The organism is Streptomyces sp. NPDC003016 (assembly GCF_053591455.1).
Map to the genome: position 1 here is coordinate 67,530 of NZ_JBSFTV010000016.1, position 15,199 is coordinate 82,728.

At 72.0% G+C, this 15,199-nt stretch carries 12 protein-coding genes; 3 read left to right on the forward strand and 9 right to left on the reverse strand.

From position 1 onward, the window contains the following. Positions 1-49: 49 nt before the first annotated feature. Positions 50-1,474, forward strand: a complete 1,425-nt coding sequence (locus ACWDZ4_RS16045) for a xylan 1,4-beta-xylosidase (protein WP_451509007.1) — start codon at positions 50-52, stop codon at positions 1,472-1,474. A gap of 76 nt (positions 1,475-1,550) precedes the next feature. Here ACWDZ4_RS16045 and ACWDZ4_RS16050 read toward each other — a convergent pair whose 3' ends face one another. From ACWDZ4_RS16050 to ACWDZ4_RS16075, 6 genes are all read right to left on the reverse strand, one after another. Further along, the gene (locus ACWDZ4_RS16050) at positions 1,551-5,588 is read right to left on the reverse strand and encodes a lipopolysaccharide biosynthesis protein (RefSeq protein ID WP_451509008.1); all 4,038 of its coding nucleotides are present in this window, start codon (positions 5,586-5,588) and stop codon (positions 1,551-1,553) included. After that, entirely contained in the window at positions 5,581-6,357 is a 777-nt protein-coding gene (locus ACWDZ4_RS16055; protein ID WP_451509088.1) for a polysaccharide deacetylase family protein, read from the reverse strand. Before ACWDZ4_RS16055 ends, ACWDZ4_RS16050 begins: the two co-directional genes overlap by 8 nt. A gap of 20 nt (positions 6,358-6,377) precedes the next feature. Then, complete coding sequence (locus tag ACWDZ4_RS16060; protein WP_451509009.1) at positions 6,378-7,430, reverse strand: glycosyltransferase family 2 protein; 1,053 nt, start codon at positions 7,428-7,430, stop codon at positions 6,378-6,380. Further along, complete coding sequence (locus tag ACWDZ4_RS16065) at positions 7,427-8,245, reverse strand: glycosyltransferase family 2 protein (RefSeq protein ID WP_451509010.1); 819 nt, start codon at positions 8,243-8,245, stop codon at positions 7,427-7,429. The genes ACWDZ4_RS16060 and ACWDZ4_RS16065 overlap by 4 nt, the downstream gene beginning before the upstream one ends. Positions 8,246-8,566: 321 nt before the next feature. After that, positions 8,567-9,709 carry a GNAT family N-acetyltransferase gene (locus ACWDZ4_RS16070; RefSeq protein ID WP_451509011.1) on the reverse strand — a complete coding sequence of 381 codons (1,143 nt, stop codon included), beginning with the start codon at positions 9,707-9,709 and terminating at the stop codon, positions 8,567-8,569. Between the two features lies 1 nt (position 9,710). Continuing rightward, a complete protein-coding gene (locus tag ACWDZ4_RS16075) occupies positions 9,711-10,124 on the reverse strand; it encodes a hypothetical protein (RefSeq protein WP_451509012.1) in 414 nt (137 codons plus the stop codon). 184 nt (positions 10,125-10,308) lie between these two features. Between ACWDZ4_RS16075 and ACWDZ4_RS16080 the strand changes: the two genes are divergently transcribed. Together ACWDZ4_RS16080 and ACWDZ4_RS16085 are read left to right on the forward strand one after the other, a co-directional pair. Continuing rightward, positions 10,309-11,118: an SGNH/GDSL hydrolase family protein gene (locus tag ACWDZ4_RS16080; RefSeq protein ID WP_451509013.1), complete on the forward strand. Its 810-nt coding sequence runs from the start codon at positions 10,309-10,311 to the stop codon at positions 11,116-11,118. Positions 11,119-11,820: 702 nt separating this feature from the next. After that, positions 11,821-12,084, forward strand: a complete 264-nt coding sequence (locus tag ACWDZ4_RS16085) for a hypothetical protein (protein WP_093801570.1) — start codon at positions 11,821-11,823, stop codon at positions 12,082-12,084. Between the two features lie 28 nt (positions 12,085-12,112). On the opposite strand, the gene ACWDZ4_RS16090 is transcribed toward ACWDZ4_RS16085, so the two are convergent. The 3 genes from ACWDZ4_RS16090 to ACWDZ4_RS16100 form a co-directional block, all read right to left on the reverse strand. Beyond that, positions 12,113-13,315, reverse strand: coding sequence for a CaiB/BaiF CoA transferase family protein (locus tag ACWDZ4_RS16090; protein WP_451509014.1), 1,203 nt, complete (start codon positions 13,313-13,315; stop codon positions 12,113-12,115). Between the two features lie 138 nt (positions 13,316-13,453). Next, positions 13,454-14,236, reverse strand: coding sequence for an ABC transporter permease (locus ACWDZ4_RS16095; protein ID WP_451509015.1), 783 nt, complete (start codon positions 14,234-14,236; stop codon positions 13,454-13,456). Next, positions 14,233-15,198, reverse strand: a complete 966-nt coding sequence (locus ACWDZ4_RS16100; RefSeq protein WP_451509016.1) for an ATP-binding cassette domain-containing protein — start codon at positions 15,196-15,198, stop codon at positions 14,233-14,235. The genes ACWDZ4_RS16095 and ACWDZ4_RS16100 overlap by 4 nt, the downstream gene beginning before the upstream one ends. Between the last annotated feature and the right edge of the window lies 1 nt (position 15,199).

Below are 15,199 nucleotides of genomic sequence, written 5' to 3' on the forward strand. Positions count from 1 at the left end.
CCTCTGGTACCTGCCGGAATGCCGTCCCCCGCCGATACGCTGGCCGGTGATGCGACGCCATGGGTGGGGCTCCGGGGCAAGGCGGTGGCGGTTCGTCGCGCTGGTCGGCGTGGGAATGGCCGCGATCGCCCTCGTCCTGACGATGTGTACGGCTCTTCCCGACGGGAACGGCCGCAGCGGCGACGCCGGCACCACCACCGACGGCGACAAGGTGCACGGCACCCCCGTCGAGCCGTCGGCCGCACCGGAGCCCGAACTCGGCTGGGGTTTCACGCACACGCAGTACAGCGCCGACGAGGGTGCCGGCGCCGCCCTGCGCAGAGTCCAGGACACGCTGTCCGCGACGCCCCTGCCCCAGATCCAGCACATCATGGGGTGGGGCGCGGAGAACCCGGAGCCTTCTCCGGGCCGCTACCGATTCGACGAGCTGGACAGCCGCGTCGACCTGATCCGCAAGACGGGCGGCACCCCGGTCATCACGCTGTGCTGCGCGCCCGACTGGATGAAGGGCGGCCGGGCCGGGGCGGGCAACACCGACTGGAGCAGGCGGTCCCTGGAGACCGCGCCGAGTCCCGAGCACTACGAGGACTTCGCGAAGCTCGCCGGCACCGTGGCCAGACGCTATCCCGACGTACGGCACTTCATCGTCTGGAACGAGTTCAAGGGCTTCTTCGACGACGGCCGCAAACGCTGGAACCACGAGGGGTACACCGAGCTCTACAACCTGGTGTACGCGGAGCTGAAGAAGGTCGACAAGGAGAATCTCGTCGGCGGTCCCTACCTCGTCATGGACAGCTTCGAGCCGCGCGACACGACGTACGCCTCCGCTCTCAAGGGCCCCTGGGGCAGCATCGACCAGCGGGTCCTCGACGCCTACACCTACTGGAACGAGAACAAGAAGGGCGCCGACTTCGTCGTCGTCGACGGCTCCAGCTACACCCGGGACGACGAGTTGCTGCCCGACGAGTTCCGGGCCACGGACAAGCTGACCGCGGTGAGCGAGTGGATCCGCGCCCGGTCCGGCGGGCTGCCGGTGTGGTGGGCGGAGTACTACGTCGAGCCGGGCGACGACGACGACGACCGCGACGGCTGGAGCGAACCGCACCGCGTCGCCGTGCACGCCTCGGGGCTGATGGCGATGGCCCGCGGCGGCGCGGGCACGGCCTTCTACTGGAATCCGCAGAACAGGGGCGCGAAGTGCGCCGGCTGCCTGTGGCGCTCCACGCGGCTGGACGACGGCGGCGGGGCGCTGCCCATGATGAAGCTGCTGTCGCGGTTCGCCAGGGAGTTCCCGCCGGGCACCCGGTACGACGACTCGGTCGGGGTGGCCGCCGACGACGTACCCCACGTCCGCGTCCTCGCCGACGACGGGGCCGTCCTGGTGGTGAACACCCTCGACCGGCCCATCGAGGCGAAGGTCGACGGGAAGTCCTTCGGCATGCGGGGTTACGAGGTGAGGTGGCTGGCGCGCTGACGCCGCGCCCGGCCGCCCTCCCGCTTTCCCCGGCCCTCCTCCGCCCTCCTCCGCCCTCCTCCGCCCTCCTCCGCCCTCACGACATCGTCAGGAAGCGCTGCACCAGCGAGGCCAGCAGCACGGCCAGCAGCGGCAGCGAGAACCAGAACGTGCTCTGCAGCCACTGCAACTGCCGTACGCCCGGCGCCACCGCCACCCGTACGACCTCCCGCGCCGCCAGCAGCACGATCAGCGCCAGCGCGGCCAGCGCGCCCACCACCGACCACGGCGTCCAGGTGATCTTCGGGCCCGCCGGGCCCGGCTGCGGCTCCTCGACCGGGCCGTCGGGCTGCTCACGCAGCGCGTACATCGACACGTCCGCGTTCGACAGGACCTTCGTGAGCTCGGGCCGTTGGTCGAGATTCGCGGTCAGCCGCTTCTCCCAGGTGTCCGGGTAGCCCGAGTCGAGCCGCAGATAGGTCGACTGGCTCCGGTTGACCATGAGGTACGAGTTCGGGCCCGCATCCTTCAACGACTTGACCAGCCCGGCCACCAGCACCGGGTCGACGGGGGCGAGCGTCGGCACGTAGGTGACCTTCTCCATGTCCCGCGCGCCCCAGGGGATCGCGGGCGTCACGTTGTTCAGGGTGTCGTTGCTCATCCACAGCAGCCGCACCGACGGATCGTCGTGCGCGTACACGAACTCCATCGCCGCGACCTCGCCGCTCCTGGTCCGCTCGAAGGACTCGTTGCCCCAGCGGGAGACCAGGAAACCGCCCATCAGGAGCAGCCCCGTCAGCAGCGCGGCGAGCGGCGCGAGGTTCCCCCGGTCCGCCTTCCGCCCGGCGGTGGTGACACCGGTCCGCGGGAAGAGCGCGAGGCCGGCCAGCAGGGCCGCGCCCGGCAGCGCGAACATGAAGACGCGCAGGGCCATTTCGCCGCCGTACGACTGCATGCCGAAGCCCAGGAACGGCACGAACGCCAGCACCAGGAGCGAGCGCTCGCCGTAGCCGGCGACGCGCCGCCGCCACCAGCCCCAGCATGCGAGGGCCAGCACGCCGCCGGCCATCGCGACCCGGACGTACAGCACCAGCTTGTGTGTCGAACTCCCGCCCTCGATACGGCCGGAGACGGAGGACGTCACATTGCTGCCGAGGCCGCCGACGCCGCCGAACAGCTCGTCGAAGTGCCCCGACCAGTACGGCTCGGCGAAGAAGCCGATCCAGACCGCGACCATGACGCCGAACAGCAGGGGCAGCCCGCGCAGCGTCGAGCGGCCCGCCACCACCAGGACGGCGAGGACCCCGAGCATCACGAACGGCGTGAGCTGGTGGGCCGGGACGGTGGCGGCGAAGAGCCCGATCAGTACCAGCAGCAGCACCGCCTTCTCGCGCCGCCCGGCCGGCCTGACCTCCGTTTCGCCGGGACGCCGCTTGGTCCACAGCACGCGCGGCTCGCGGAACCAGACGAGCAGCACCGCCACGAAGGCGAGGTACATCCCGTACGTGAAGCCCTGCGGCGAGAAGTAGTCCTGGCCGACCCAGCCGCTCAGGACGAAGATCCAGGCCCCCGCCCACTTGGCCCGCCAGCCCGCCCGCATCGAGCGCGTCAGCAGGAACAGTGGCGGCAGGTAGAGCAGTTGCATGGCCAGTGGCCACCAGCGGATCACGGACGACATGTCGGAGACGCCGCACGCCCCGGCGACGAAGGTGGCCAGGGCGAAGAAGCCGGGCCAGCTCCAGCGCGCGTCGAGGTCGGGCACCGCCGTGCCGGTCCGGTCGATGTAGTCCATGAAGCCGAGGTGCTGCCACGCCGTCGGGAACCGCGGCTCGGCCTCCAGCACGGCGGGCAGCGCGTGCAGCGACACCACCGTGGCGAGCAGCGCCACCGTCAGCAGTACGGTCCGCGGCCGGCGCAGCCACAGCAGCCAGGCGAAGGACAGCGTGAGCAGTCCCGCGCCGACCAGGGTCGCCGGCGGGAGTACGGAGATCAGTCCGAGGCCGCCGATGCGCTCCAGGTCGTCCTCGCCGATGCCCCGCACGGGCAGCCAGTACAGGGCGAGCGCGGTCAGGAGCAGCAGCCCCACGCCCAGTTCGGGGGCGCGGAGGCGGAGCCGGGCGGGCAGCGGGGTGGTGCGGGGCGCGGGCAGTACGTCGTGCGCCGGGGACGCCCGGGACACCGGGGTCGCCTGGGAAGGCTGGGACACCGGGGACACCGGGGACACCAGGGACGCCGGGGAAGGCTGGGACGCCTGTGAGGCCGCCGCCCCGGACCCCTCGCCCGCCGCGCGCTCCCTCCGCACCGCGCTCCGCAGCGCGAGTTCCTCACTCGCCTCGGAAGAGGGCGCGGGAGCCGGTACGGACGGGGCGGAGCGGGGCGGCGGAATCGCCTTCGGCAGCGGCGATCCGAGCGCCCAGGCCGGCCGGTGGCGACCGCTCTCGTCGGCCCCTCCCGCCCGGTCCACCCTGCCGTCCGCACCGGTCGTACCGCTGCCTCTGCTGCCGCTGCCGCCGCCGCTTCCCGGCACGGGCGTGCCGGCGGCCGGAGTCTCCGGTCCCGGCCGCACATCGGGCCTGCGCTCCGGGTGGTCGAAGTCCAGCCGCGCCCCGAGGGGCATGGTGGGCGGACCGAGCGCCGAGCGCAGCACCCGGTGCGCCCCGGACTCGCCGACGGACAGCATTTCCCCGTCCGCACGGTCGCCGCCGGGGGAGCCTGCCGCGTCGCCGTCGGCCGCCGGGCCGCCGTCGGGAGCCGCCGCGCCCGCCCCCGTGGACCCGGCAGCGGCGGGCGGCGCCGACCGCACCACCCGGTACAGCATCACGCCCGCGACCGAGGCCACGACCGCCAGGCTGGAGATCTCCGCGACCCCCGCCCCCACGAGCCCCATGCGCGGCAGCAGCAGCAGCGTCAGGCCGAGCACCAGGACGCACAGTCCGCCCTGGAGGTAGGCGAGCGGGGAAGTGCGGCTCTGGGCGCGCAGGACCGCGAAGTACACCTCTATGACGACGCGCAGCAGCGCGCCGACGGCGAACCAGCGCAGCAGCGGGGTCGCGGCGTCCGCGTAGCCCTCGCCGAACACGCCCAGGATGTAGGGGGCGCCGAGGAACAGGACGGCCGCGACCGGCAGCATGATGCGCGCCATGCGGCGCAGCGCGGCCCGGCAGTTCTGGGCGAGGGTGGACGGATCGTGCGCGCCTTCCACGGTCAGCGAGGCACCCATGTTGATCGCGAGCAGGTTGACCGTGCCGCCGATGGTCGTGGTGATGTAGAAGTGCGCGTTGTCCTCGGAGCCAACCTGCGAGGCGACGATCACCGGCACCGCGTAGACGACGGCCAGCGAGAACAGCGAACCGGTGTAGTCACCGGCCAGGAAACGCCCCATCTGCCGCAGTGCCGGCGGCTGCGCCGTGTGCGCGGTGGCCTCCACGTGGCGCGGCACCAGGCGCCGGAAGACCAGCCACCCCAGCGGGATCACGGACACGGCGATCGCCGCGACCCACGAGACGAAGACGCCCGCGGTCGGGAAGGAGGACGCGATCAGGATCAGCAGCACCAGTTTGACGGCGGAGAAGACGGTGTTGCCCACGGGCACCCACAGGGCGCTGCGCAGACCCGTCAGCACCCCGTCCTGGAGCGTGAGCAACGACCAGGCGACGACGGCCAGTACGAACCCGAGACCGTTCAGCGGACCGTGCAGGAAGCTGTACGAAGGGCCCCACAGGCCGAGCGTGGACAGGAAGACCAGGGCCGCCACCGCGACCACCACGGAGCTGCCCGCGTACGTCTGCCGGACCAGCCGCCCGGTCCTGCGCCCCGCCACCGGGATGAAGCGCGCCAGCGCCCCGGTGAGCGTCAGCGCGGTCAGGCCGGCCAGCAGCTTCATCGCGGCGATGGCCGCCGAACCCTGGCCGACCGCGGACTCCGAGTAGTACCGGGCCGCGGCCAGCCAGAAACCCAGGCCGAGCAGCGCGCTGATCCCCGTGTTGAGCATCAGCGCGTAGGCGTTGCGGAAGAGCGGGTTCCCGTCGCTCTCCCCCGGCAGGCGCAGACGGCGCCCGGACGGCGGCCGGTTCTCCGTCGCCGGGCTCTCGGCGTTCCCGGCGCTGCCGGCCCGGGCGGTGGTCGTGTCAGACACGGATCTTGCTTACCCTCCGGCCGGCCGCTCGGGCTCTGCGGACCATGGCGTATCCCTTGGTGAGGATCCGGTGCCCGGCGAAGTCGCGGGCGACCGACCGGCCCTCCACCAGCCGCTCGAACTCCTCGATGCCGGTACTGCGCTGTACGGTCACCCGCTCCAGGGCGTACGGCCCCTGGCGCCGCTCCGCGAGCGCGTTGCCCACGGCGAGGGACTGCGCGAACCCGGCCTCGCGCACCGTGCGGCGCACGCGCCGGCTGGAGTAGCCGTACGGATAGGCGAAGGAGACGGGCCGGGCGCCCACCTCCTCCGTGACGATCTCCCGGCAGCGCCGCGTCTCGAACCGCAGTTCCTCGTCCGTGAGCTGGTCCATCTGCGGGTGGGTGTGGCTGTGGCCGCCGATCTCGGTCCCGGCGGCCGCGAGGTCCCGCACCTGGTCCCAGTCCAGCATGGTGTCCGCAGGCGGGTCCCCGTCGCCGTACGGGCCGCGCAGCCAGCCCGTCGAGACGAACAGGGTGGCCGCGAAACCGTGCCGGACGAGAACGGGGAGGGCGTGCCGGTGCACGCCCTCGTAACCGTCGTCGAAGGTGATCAGCACCGGCCGCTCCGGCAGCGTGCCGCCGCCCCGCCAGGCCGCGCCCAGCCGCGCCGTGGTGAGCGGGGTGAAGCCGCGCGCGCCGAGCAGCTCCATCTGCTCGGCGAACGCCTCGGGGGAGACCGAGAGGCCGTACGTCGCCTTCGAGAGCCGGTGCCCCACCGCGTGGTACATCAGGATCGGTACCGGCCCGTTCACCGCGTCTCACCTCGCGCGTGCGCTCTTCCGGCGGCCGGGAGGGGAACGGAGGGCGCACCCTCCGGAGGTGCCGAGGGCACGCCCGGCACCGAGAACGAGTTCCCGTTCCTGCGGGCCCGGACGCTCCCGAGCACGTACCCGCCCGCCGCAGCCGCCACTCCCGCCACAATGGCCCCGGCCCGGCCCACGCCGCCCGGCCGCCCGAGGGCCGCGTCGCGCAGCCCCCGGGCGACACCGGCGGGCAGTACCCGTGTCGTGTAGCGGCGCTCGGACTCAAGTCCCTTGCCCGCGCCCACGCTTCGCGCCACGAGCGCCTTCGACAGCCCCTCGGCGTAGGTCCGCGTACGGAAGTAGCCGAAGCGCTCCCGGACGGCCGGAACCCTGTGGTGGATCACCGCGCGGTCGTCGATCAGCAGCACCGCGTCCGGCATGGCCCGGGTGAGCCGGATGCACAGCTCCGTCTCCTCGCCGCCCAGCGGCCGCTTGTCGCCGTCCCTGCCGATGCCGGTGGCGAAGCCGCCCGCCACGTCGAACGCCGACTTGCGGAAGGAGGCGTTCCCGCCGAGGACGTTGCGGACCCGCACCCGTCCGGGCGGCAGGCCCTTGTACGTACAGCCGACGACCCAGTCGAACTCCTCGGGGAACCAGACCGGCCTGCGGCCGGACGCCCAGGCGGGCAGGGTCCGGCCCCCGACGGCCATCACGCGCGGATCGTCGTACCCCTCGGCGAAGTGCAGCAGCCAGTCGCGCTCGGCCACGGCGTCGTCGTCGAGGAAGGCGACGATCTCGCCGCAGGCCGCGGCGATACCGGTGTTGCGGCCCGCGGAGAGGCCGCGGGGGCCCGCGTTGGCGAGCACCCGCACCTCCTCCCGGTCGTTCCCGTACTCCGTGCCGAGCCGTTCCAGCAGCGCCGGATTGTGGTCGACGACCAGCAGCGTCTCGGCGGCGGGCCGTGACTGGCGGCGCACCGAGCCGACCGCCGCGAGGATGTCCTCCCAGCGGTCCTCGGTGTACACGCAGATCACCACCGAGATGTCCAGGTGGCTCAAGACACCTCTCCCCGGCTGGCTCCGGGCGCGAAGGCCGGCGGGCGACGGCGTCCGGTGCGCCGCTTCCCCTGCTCCTTCAGGATCACTCTGAGGACGCGGAGCCCGTCCCGCACGGCGCTGAGGTTGCTCATGCCGTGGATGCGGACGTACTCGTGACTCGGTATCTCCTGGACCCGCAGGCCGGCCTTGACGACCCGGATGTTCATCAGGGTCTCGACCTCGAAGCCGGTGCAGTCGAGGTCGATCTTGTCGAGGCAGTGGCGCCAGAAGGCGTTGTAGCCGTAGCACAGGTCCGTGTAGCGGGCGCCGAACTTGGCGTTGACCACGGCGCACAGCACCCGGTTCCCGAGCTTGCGGATCGGCGTCATGTCGTCCGTGCCGCCGCCGTTGGCGAAGCGCGAGCCCTTGGCGAAGTCGGCCCCCGAGACGAGCGCCGACACGTAGCTGACGATCTCGTGGCCGTCGGCCGAGCCGTCCGCGTCGACCATCACGATGATCTCGCCGGTACTGGCGGCGAATCCGCTGATCAGTGCGTCGCCCTTGCCTTTTCCGCGCTGTGTGACGACTTTGATTCCCGGCCAGAGATCACGGGCCACCTGAACGGTGTCGTCGGTCGAATTCCCGTCGACCAGGACCACTTCGTGGATCCAGTCGGGGAGTGTCTTGAAGACGTACGGGAGATTCTCCGCCTCGTTCATGGCGGGGATCACGACACTCACGGGCGGCGTTATGGCGAGATGCGAAGAGATGCGCCGGTAGCTGCCGGATATGAGTGGATCTTGCCCCTCGACCGCAGGGCGGAGGAATGAGCTCATGAGTCTTTTCCCTCTCCACCGGTGGACCGCCCGCCCCCGGGCGGTCCGGATGAGTTTCCGGTTCGAAAGGGGGGTTCTCCCCCGGCCCGTGACGGCATGTGACTCCGTGCGGGACGGGCAAGTCGGCACTGCTGGTCGCGCGGCCCGCGACTCGGCACCGTTGTGGTCACCGAGCACGGCACCCCCCTACCGCGCTCCGCTCCGGCCCCCATCGCGACGCTTGAGCCCTCCCCTAGAGCCGCTCTGCATGATGGACCGGTGCGGGTGGTTGTACGACGGTATTGATGACTGGGACTGTAGGGCAAGACCTGGAACTCGGCCTCACTTTTGGCGTTTTCGGCCGTGATTCAACGGTCGGATATGCAACCGTCCCGATCGGAATTCCCCGATCCGCTTGAGCAGCCTGTCCGCGGGTTCGAACAGTTCCGGCCGTTCGACCACGGTATTGCGCAACGCCCGGACCGGAGCGCGGTGCGCCCAGTGCCCGAGTGCGACGGGGTGACGGCGCATCACCCAGCCCTCCGAGACCGTTATCTCGCGGGTCTTGAGGGAGTCCTTGTACTGTTTCTGGCCGCGGCCGAGATCGATGTACGCGATGCCTTCCGCGGCGGCGGCTTCGGCGATGCGCAGGTGCATCAGCAGGCCGGGCGAGAATTTCGCGAACTCCGGATCGTAGGCCGGGAACCAGCAGCTGATGATCCTCTCCGAACGCGGACCGAAGTGCGCGGCGATCGGCCGGCCGTCCGCGTAGAGCACCGAGAGCAGGCCGCTGAAGGAGTCCGTCCGGGTGTGGAACAGGTGTTCCACGAGCCCGGTGATCCAGGGCTGGGTGAAGCGGTCGCTGCGACCGGTCCTGCGGTACTGCGCGGACTTCCAGCGCATCAGCGTGCGCAGCACCGCCGGATCGCGCTCGTCGTGCACGTACCTCAGCTCGTCCACCGTACGCAGCAGCCTGCGCTCCTTGAGGAAGGTCGACTTGACGAACTTCGGCGCGTTCTTCCGCAGGTGCGTGAGGTACGCCTCGTAACCGTCCTGGACGTCGATCACGGGTGAGGCGAACGAGCCCGTGGCACCGGTTTCGAACGGCTCCTGCCCCTGCGCCAGGTGGTCGAACTCCCACAGCGCGAGCCCGCACGCCCGCAGCAGTTCCTGCGCGTCCCACACGAAGCCGGGTCTGTGCACCAGCCCCTGGCTGTCGGAGACCCCGAGGCCGACGGCCCGGCCGACGCCGGTGGTGGATCTCTGGTGCGGGAAGAAGGCCGCGGGCTCACCGTCTTCGCGTACGACGGCTATGCGCACCCCGCGCCGGTACCGGCCGACGGCCAGTGCGAACTCCGGGGAGAGGAAGGGGTTCGCCAGCTCCGGCGAACCGTGGAGGTGGGCCTCGGACTGCAGGGCGGTCCAGGCCGCCCGGTCGGCGGCGCTGAGCTCGCCGGGGCGGTGCACGCTGATGTCGAGGTCCATGTCAGGAGGTCTGCCTTCTCGCCGTGGGGCCGCCGGGGCGCCGTACCCGTACCCGTACCCGTACCAGCGCCAGGAGGAAGAGCAGGGCGCTGATCGCGGTGATCGCCGCGACCCCGCCCCTGACCGACCAGATGCGCGTGGCCAGCATCGTCTGGGCGACCAGCAGGTTCAGCGCCACCGCTCCCGCCGCCGATGCCACCAGGCGGCCCAGCGGTTCCAGGCCCCGAAGTCCCGCGGCCACGGCGCAGGCCGGTGCCGCGATCAGGAAGAAGAGGGTGAACGGCGCGCGAAGCGGCGACGCCAGGTCGGCGAGCGCCAGGACGGCGCCGACCGCCGATACGGCGAGCGCCGCGCCCGCGAGAACGGGCAGCGAGTCCGTGACAGCCGCTGATGGCTTGTTACCGATGGCCTGCATTGGCGACTTCGCCCCCCGACGCGCCGGATGCCGGGCTTCAATGTCGCTCAGCCCGCTCGGGCGCGTCAAGGATGCGGAGAGACGGTGCGGAAGGCCCCGGCGAAAGTTATTGGCATGGACACTTCCGGTGATGTAGGGGGACTGCTACGAAAGTTGAGGCGGAAATCCTGCTAAGGGAGGTTCCATGAAACTGTCCCGAATCGCGGCATTCTCATCCTCGCTCCTGCTCGCCGCCGCGCTCGCCCTCACCGGGGCGAGCGCGGCGCATGCGGCCGAACAGGCCCAATCCCCGGACTACGTGGCCCTCGGCGACTCCTATTCCTCGGGTGTCGGGGCCGGCAGCTACGACAGCGCCAGCGGCGCCTGCAAGCGCAGCACGCGCGCCTACCCGGCCCTGTGGGCGGCGTCGTATTCACCCTCGACGTTCGCGTTCACCGCTTGCTCGGGCGCTCGTACGGGTGATGTGACAACCGGTCAGCTCGGGCCGCTCAACGCCTCGACCGACCTCGTCTCCCTCACCGTCGGCGGCAACGACGCCGGCTTCGCGGACGTCATGACGACGTGCGTACTCCAGTCCGACTCCGCCTGCCTGGCCCGGATCGCCGAGGCGCGCGCCTACGTCGACACCACCCTGCCCGGCAAGCTCGACTCCGTGTACTCGGCGATCCGGGCGAAGGCCACCGCGGCGCACGTCGTCGTGCTCGGTTACCCCCGCTTCTACAAGCTCAGCGGGAACTGCATCGCCGGGCTCACCGAGCGGGAGCGCGCCGCGATCAACGACGCCTCCGACCACCTCAATGCCGCCACCGCCAAGCGCGCGGCGGACCACGGCTACACCTTCGCGCAGGTGACCGAGGCCTTCACCGGTCACGAGATCTGCTCGTCGGCGCCGTGGCTGCACAGCGTGAAGTGGACCAACATCGGCGATTCGTACCACCCCACCGCGGCAGGCCAGTCGGGCGGCTACCTGCCCGTCTTCACCTCCGCCGCCTGACCCGCGCACCCGCCGCGTCGCCGGCCGGGCAGGAGGCTCCGTCCGCCGGGGCCGGGGCCTCCTGCTCACAGATCACCGGGAACGACCGACCCGGTGCCGGAAGCGGCCCGCACCGGGTCCCTGACCGCCGCGCCGCCCCCGTCGTGGAGGACTCCGTCCTTCCTTGTACGTCGGCTCGGTGTACTCCACCTGCTTCGTCCTCTCCTCGGCCCCGGCCGAAACGCAGTGTCGTCCGGCCGGGGCCGGACGACTCGCCGCCCCCGGCCACCCACCGGTGGACGACCTCGGCCGGGACGCGGCCGACGGTGAACGTCGCGGCGAAGGACGCCGCCTGCGCCCCGTGCGGCGTGCGGTAACGGTCCGCCGCCACCCGCCACCCGCCACCCGCCACCCGCTGCTCGTTGCCCGGCTGTCCGCTCGCCGGTGAGCCTCCTGTCCGCAGCGGAACGGCATCACGACGGAAACCCGCCGAAGCCTGCTCAACTCAAGCCATGTGCAGCCCTTTTGGGGCTCAATCCGCCCGTCCGAGAGGGCATGGTGCGTAAACTGTCCAACTCGCCCTGGAATCAGATGTATTCGGAGAGTGATCGTCAACACCCGTACTGCGGTGGTGAATCACATGGGCGGGATACATGTGTGCCCTGACGGGGGGATAGGGTTAACCTGCCCGGGCCGGGTGCCCTCGTACGGGTGGGGAGTGACATGGAACAGATAACGGTGCGCAGCAGGCCTCGAGTGCCTGCGATCACATGCGGGAGCAGCGCGACCAGCTCGCGCCTCGACCGCCATCTCGCGGTGCTCGGCGGACCAGCCGTACCGCACGGCGAAACGGCGGAGGCGACACTGCTGATGCGCGAGCTCACATCACGTGATGTCGCGCACTCGCGGACGGGCAGGGGCGCGCGCGTCTCGCTCTTCGCCCCGCTGCGGCGGCTGCGTCGCTCGCTCTTCGGCAGCCGCCACTGACCCGGGCGGACCGGATTCACGGACGCGCTCAGGCGACCACACCGTCCCGGCGCAGCGCTGACACCTGTACGTCCGTCATCCCCAGGCCGTGCAGCAGCGCGTCGGTGTGTTCGCCGAGCGCGGGAACCGGACCCATCAGCGGGTCCGCCCCGCCCGGCATCGTGATCGGCGGCAGCATCGCCCGCAGCGGCCCCGCCGGTGAACCGATCTCCCGCCAGCGGTCCCGCGCCGTCAACTGCGGATGCGCCGCCACGTCGGCCACCGTGTTCAGCCGGGCACAGGCGATCCCGGCCGCATCCAGTGCCGCGATCGCCTCCGGCGCGCTCATCACTCCCAGCGCCCCCGCGACCACCGCGTCCGTCGTGACCCGGTTGCCCGTACGGGCGGTGTTGGTGGCGAAGGCGGGATCGTCCGCCAGCTCCGGCCGCCGGAGCACCCGCTCGGCCAGACGCCGCCACTCCCGGTCGTTCTGCACCGACAGCAGCACCTGGCCGCCGTCCGCCGTCGGGTAGGCGTCGTACGGCGAGATGACGGCGTGCGCGACCCCGGTGCGCGCCGGCGCCTCGCCTCCGTGCATCCCGTGGTGCAGCGGATGCCCCATCCACTCGCCGAGCGCCTCCAGCATCGAGATCTCGACCGGCCCGCCGAGCCCGGTCGTCCCGCGCCGCAGCAGCGCGGCCAGGACCCCGGAGAACGCGTACATCGCCGCCGCGATGTCGGCCGCCGGAATCCCCGCCTTGACGGGCTGCTCGGGCGTGCCGGTGACGGACACCAGCCCCGCCTCGCACTGGACGAGCATGTCGTACGCCCGCTTGCCGGCGTACGGCCCGTCGGCGCCGTAACCGGAGATGTCGACGGCGACCAGGCGCGGGTGCGCGGCGCACAGGGCCGCGGCGTCCAGGCCGAGCCGCGCCGCCGCGCCGTTCGCGAGGTTCTGCACGAACACATCGGCTCCGGCGACGAGCCGGCGCACCACGTCCAGGCCGCGCGGGTCCTTCAGATCCACGGCGAGGGACTCCTTGCCGCGGTTGCACCACACGAAGTGCGAGGCGAGGCCGCGCGCGGCGGTGTCGTAGCCCCGGGCGAAGTCGCCGCCGTCCGGGCGCTCGATCTTGATGACGCGGGCGCCGAGATCGGCGAGCTGGCGGGTGGCGAAGGGCGCCGACACGGCTTGCTCGACGGCGACGACGGTGATGCCGTCCAGGGGAAGGGGCTGGGGCTGAGTGCTCATGACAGCACTGACTATCGTGTACGTAACACCTTTGTCACTCGGACACGTTGGCGGAAAACCCGCCGGGGACGGCGCGCGAACCGGCCGCCTCGTACAACAACCGGCAGCGGGCCGCCGTCCGGGGCCGGAGGCCGCCGCTCACCGTCCGCTCTTCGCGTACGTGCGGACGGTGAGCGGCACGAAGACCGCGAGCAGCACCAGCGACCAGGCGATCGTCCCCGCCACCGGGTGGGCGGAGGGCCAGGCGGCGTCCGCGGCCGGCGCGGCGTTCCCGCAGAGGTCGCGCACGGCGCCGGCCGCGGCGCTGATCGGGTTCCACTCGGTGAGCGTGCGCAGCCAGCCCGGCAGGCCGTCGGTGGGGATGTACGCGCTGGAGAGCAGCGGCAGGACGAAAGTGGCGCTCCCGAGCTGGCCCGCCGCCTCCTCGTTGCGGGTGAGCAGGCCCAGGTAGCAGCCCACCCAGGCGGTCGCGAAGCGGAAGAGGGCGAGGAGGCCGAAGGCGCCGAGCGCCGCGAGCGCCCCGCCCTCGACGCGCCAGCCGACCGCGAGCCCCACCAGGGCCAGGGGCACCAGGCCGAGGGTGGTGACCAGCAGGTCGGCGGCGGTCTGGCCGAGCGGCACCGCCGCCCGGCTCACCGGCATCGTGCGGAAACGGTCCATCACGCCGCGGTGGGAGTCCTGGGCGGCCTGGAACATGCCGGTCATGATGCCGTTGGCGGCGGTCGCGGCCAGCAGGCCCGGCACCAGGAAGGCGCGGTACTCCTGGCCCGGCACGGCGAGCGCGCTGCCGAAGACGTAGCCGAAGAACAGCAGCATGGTGATCGGCATGGTCTGCGTCAGGATCAGTACGCCCGGGGCGTGCTTGATGCGCTGGAGGTGACGGCCGAGCATGGCGGTGCCGTCGTACGCGAGGGTGCTCATGCGGCGCGCTCCTTCGAGGGGTGGGGACTGCGGTCGGTCAGGCGCAGGAAGACCTCGTCGAGCGTCGGAGGCCGCAGGCCCACGTCGAGGACCGGCACGCCCGCCGCGTCGAGTTCGCGGACGATCCGGGGGAGGGTGAGCGCGGGGTCGGCCGTGACGGCCCCCACCGTGCGCCGCTCGTGGTCGAGGGCCGGCTCCGCGCCGGTGAGCTGGTCGAGTACGGCGGCCGCCGGCAGCATCGCGGACCCGTCGGCGACCACCACTTCGGCGTACGAGCCGATACGGGCCTTGAGCTCGGCGGGAGTGCCGGTGACGGCGGCCCGGCCCCGGTCGATCAGCACGATGTCGTCGGCGAGCCGGTCCGCCTCCTCCAGGTACTGCGTGGTGAGCAGCACGGTCGTGCCCCGGTCCGCGAGGTCGCGCACCGCGTCCCAGATCTGGTTCCTGCTGTGCGGGTCGAGTCCGGTGGTCGGCTCGTCGAGGAAGAGCACCTCGGGCCGGGTGAGCAGGCCGGCCGCGAGATCGAGCCGGCGGCGCATGCCGCCCGAGTAGGTGCGGGCGGGGCGGTCGGCGGCTTCGGCGAGTTCGAACCGCTCCAGGAGTCCGTCGGCGCGGGCGGCGCCGGCCGCGCCCCTGATGCGCAGCAGCCGGGCGAAGAGGCGGAGGTTCTCGCGGCCGGAGAGGTCGCCGTCCACCGACGCGTACTGGCCGGTGACGCCGATCACGCGGCGCACGGCGCCGGGGGCGCGGAGCAGGTCGTGACCGGCGACGGCCGCCGTGCCGGCGTCGGGGGCGGTGAGGGTGGTGAGAACGCGGACGGCGGTGGTCTTGCCGGCGCCGTTCGGGCCGAGGATGCCGCAGACCGTGCCCTGTTCGACGGCGAGGTCGAGGCCGCGCAGGGCGTGGACGGCGCCGAACCGCTTCTCCAGACCTTCACTAAGTACAGCGTACGTAGTTGTCATG

Coding starts and splice junctions, on each gene's coding strand:
- ACWDZ4_RS16055 (WP_451509088.1), bottom strand. CDS start 6,357: ATGTACCACGCGGTGGGGCACCGGCTCTCGAAGGCGACGTACGGCCTC.
- ACWDZ4_RS16085 (WP_093801570.1), top strand. CDS start 11,821: ATGGAACAGATAACGGTGCGCAGCAGGCCTCGAGTGCCTGCGATCACA.
- ACWDZ4_RS16100 (WP_451509016.1), bottom strand. CDS start 15,198: ATGACAACTACGTACGCTGTACTTAGTGAAGGTCTGGAGAAGCGGTTC.
- ACWDZ4_RS16075 (WP_451509012.1), bottom strand. CDS start 10,124: ATGCAGGCCATCGGTAACAAGCCATCAGCGGCTGTCACGGACTCGCTG.
- ACWDZ4_RS16070 (WP_451509011.1), bottom strand. CDS start 9,709: ATGGACCTCGACATCAGCGTGCACCGCCCCGGCGAGCTCAGCGCCGCC.
- ACWDZ4_RS16095 (WP_451509015.1), bottom strand. CDS start 14,236: ATGAGCACCCTCGCGTACGACGGCACCGCCATGCTCGGCCGTCACCTC.
- ACWDZ4_RS16080 (WP_451509013.1), top strand. CDS start 10,309: ATGAAACTGTCCCGAATCGCGGCATTCTCATCCTCGCTCCTGCTCGCC.
- ACWDZ4_RS16065 (WP_451509010.1), bottom strand. CDS start 8,245: ATGAGCTCATTCCTCCGCCCTGCGGTCGAGGGGCAAGATCCACTCATA.
- ACWDZ4_RS16045 (WP_451509007.1), top strand. CDS start 50: ATGCGACGCCATGGGTGGGGCTCCGGGGCAAGGCGGTGGCGGTTCGTC.
- ACWDZ4_RS16090 (WP_451509014.1), bottom strand. CDS start 13,315: ATGAGCACTCAGCCCCAGCCCCTTCCCCTGGACGGCATCACCGTCGTC.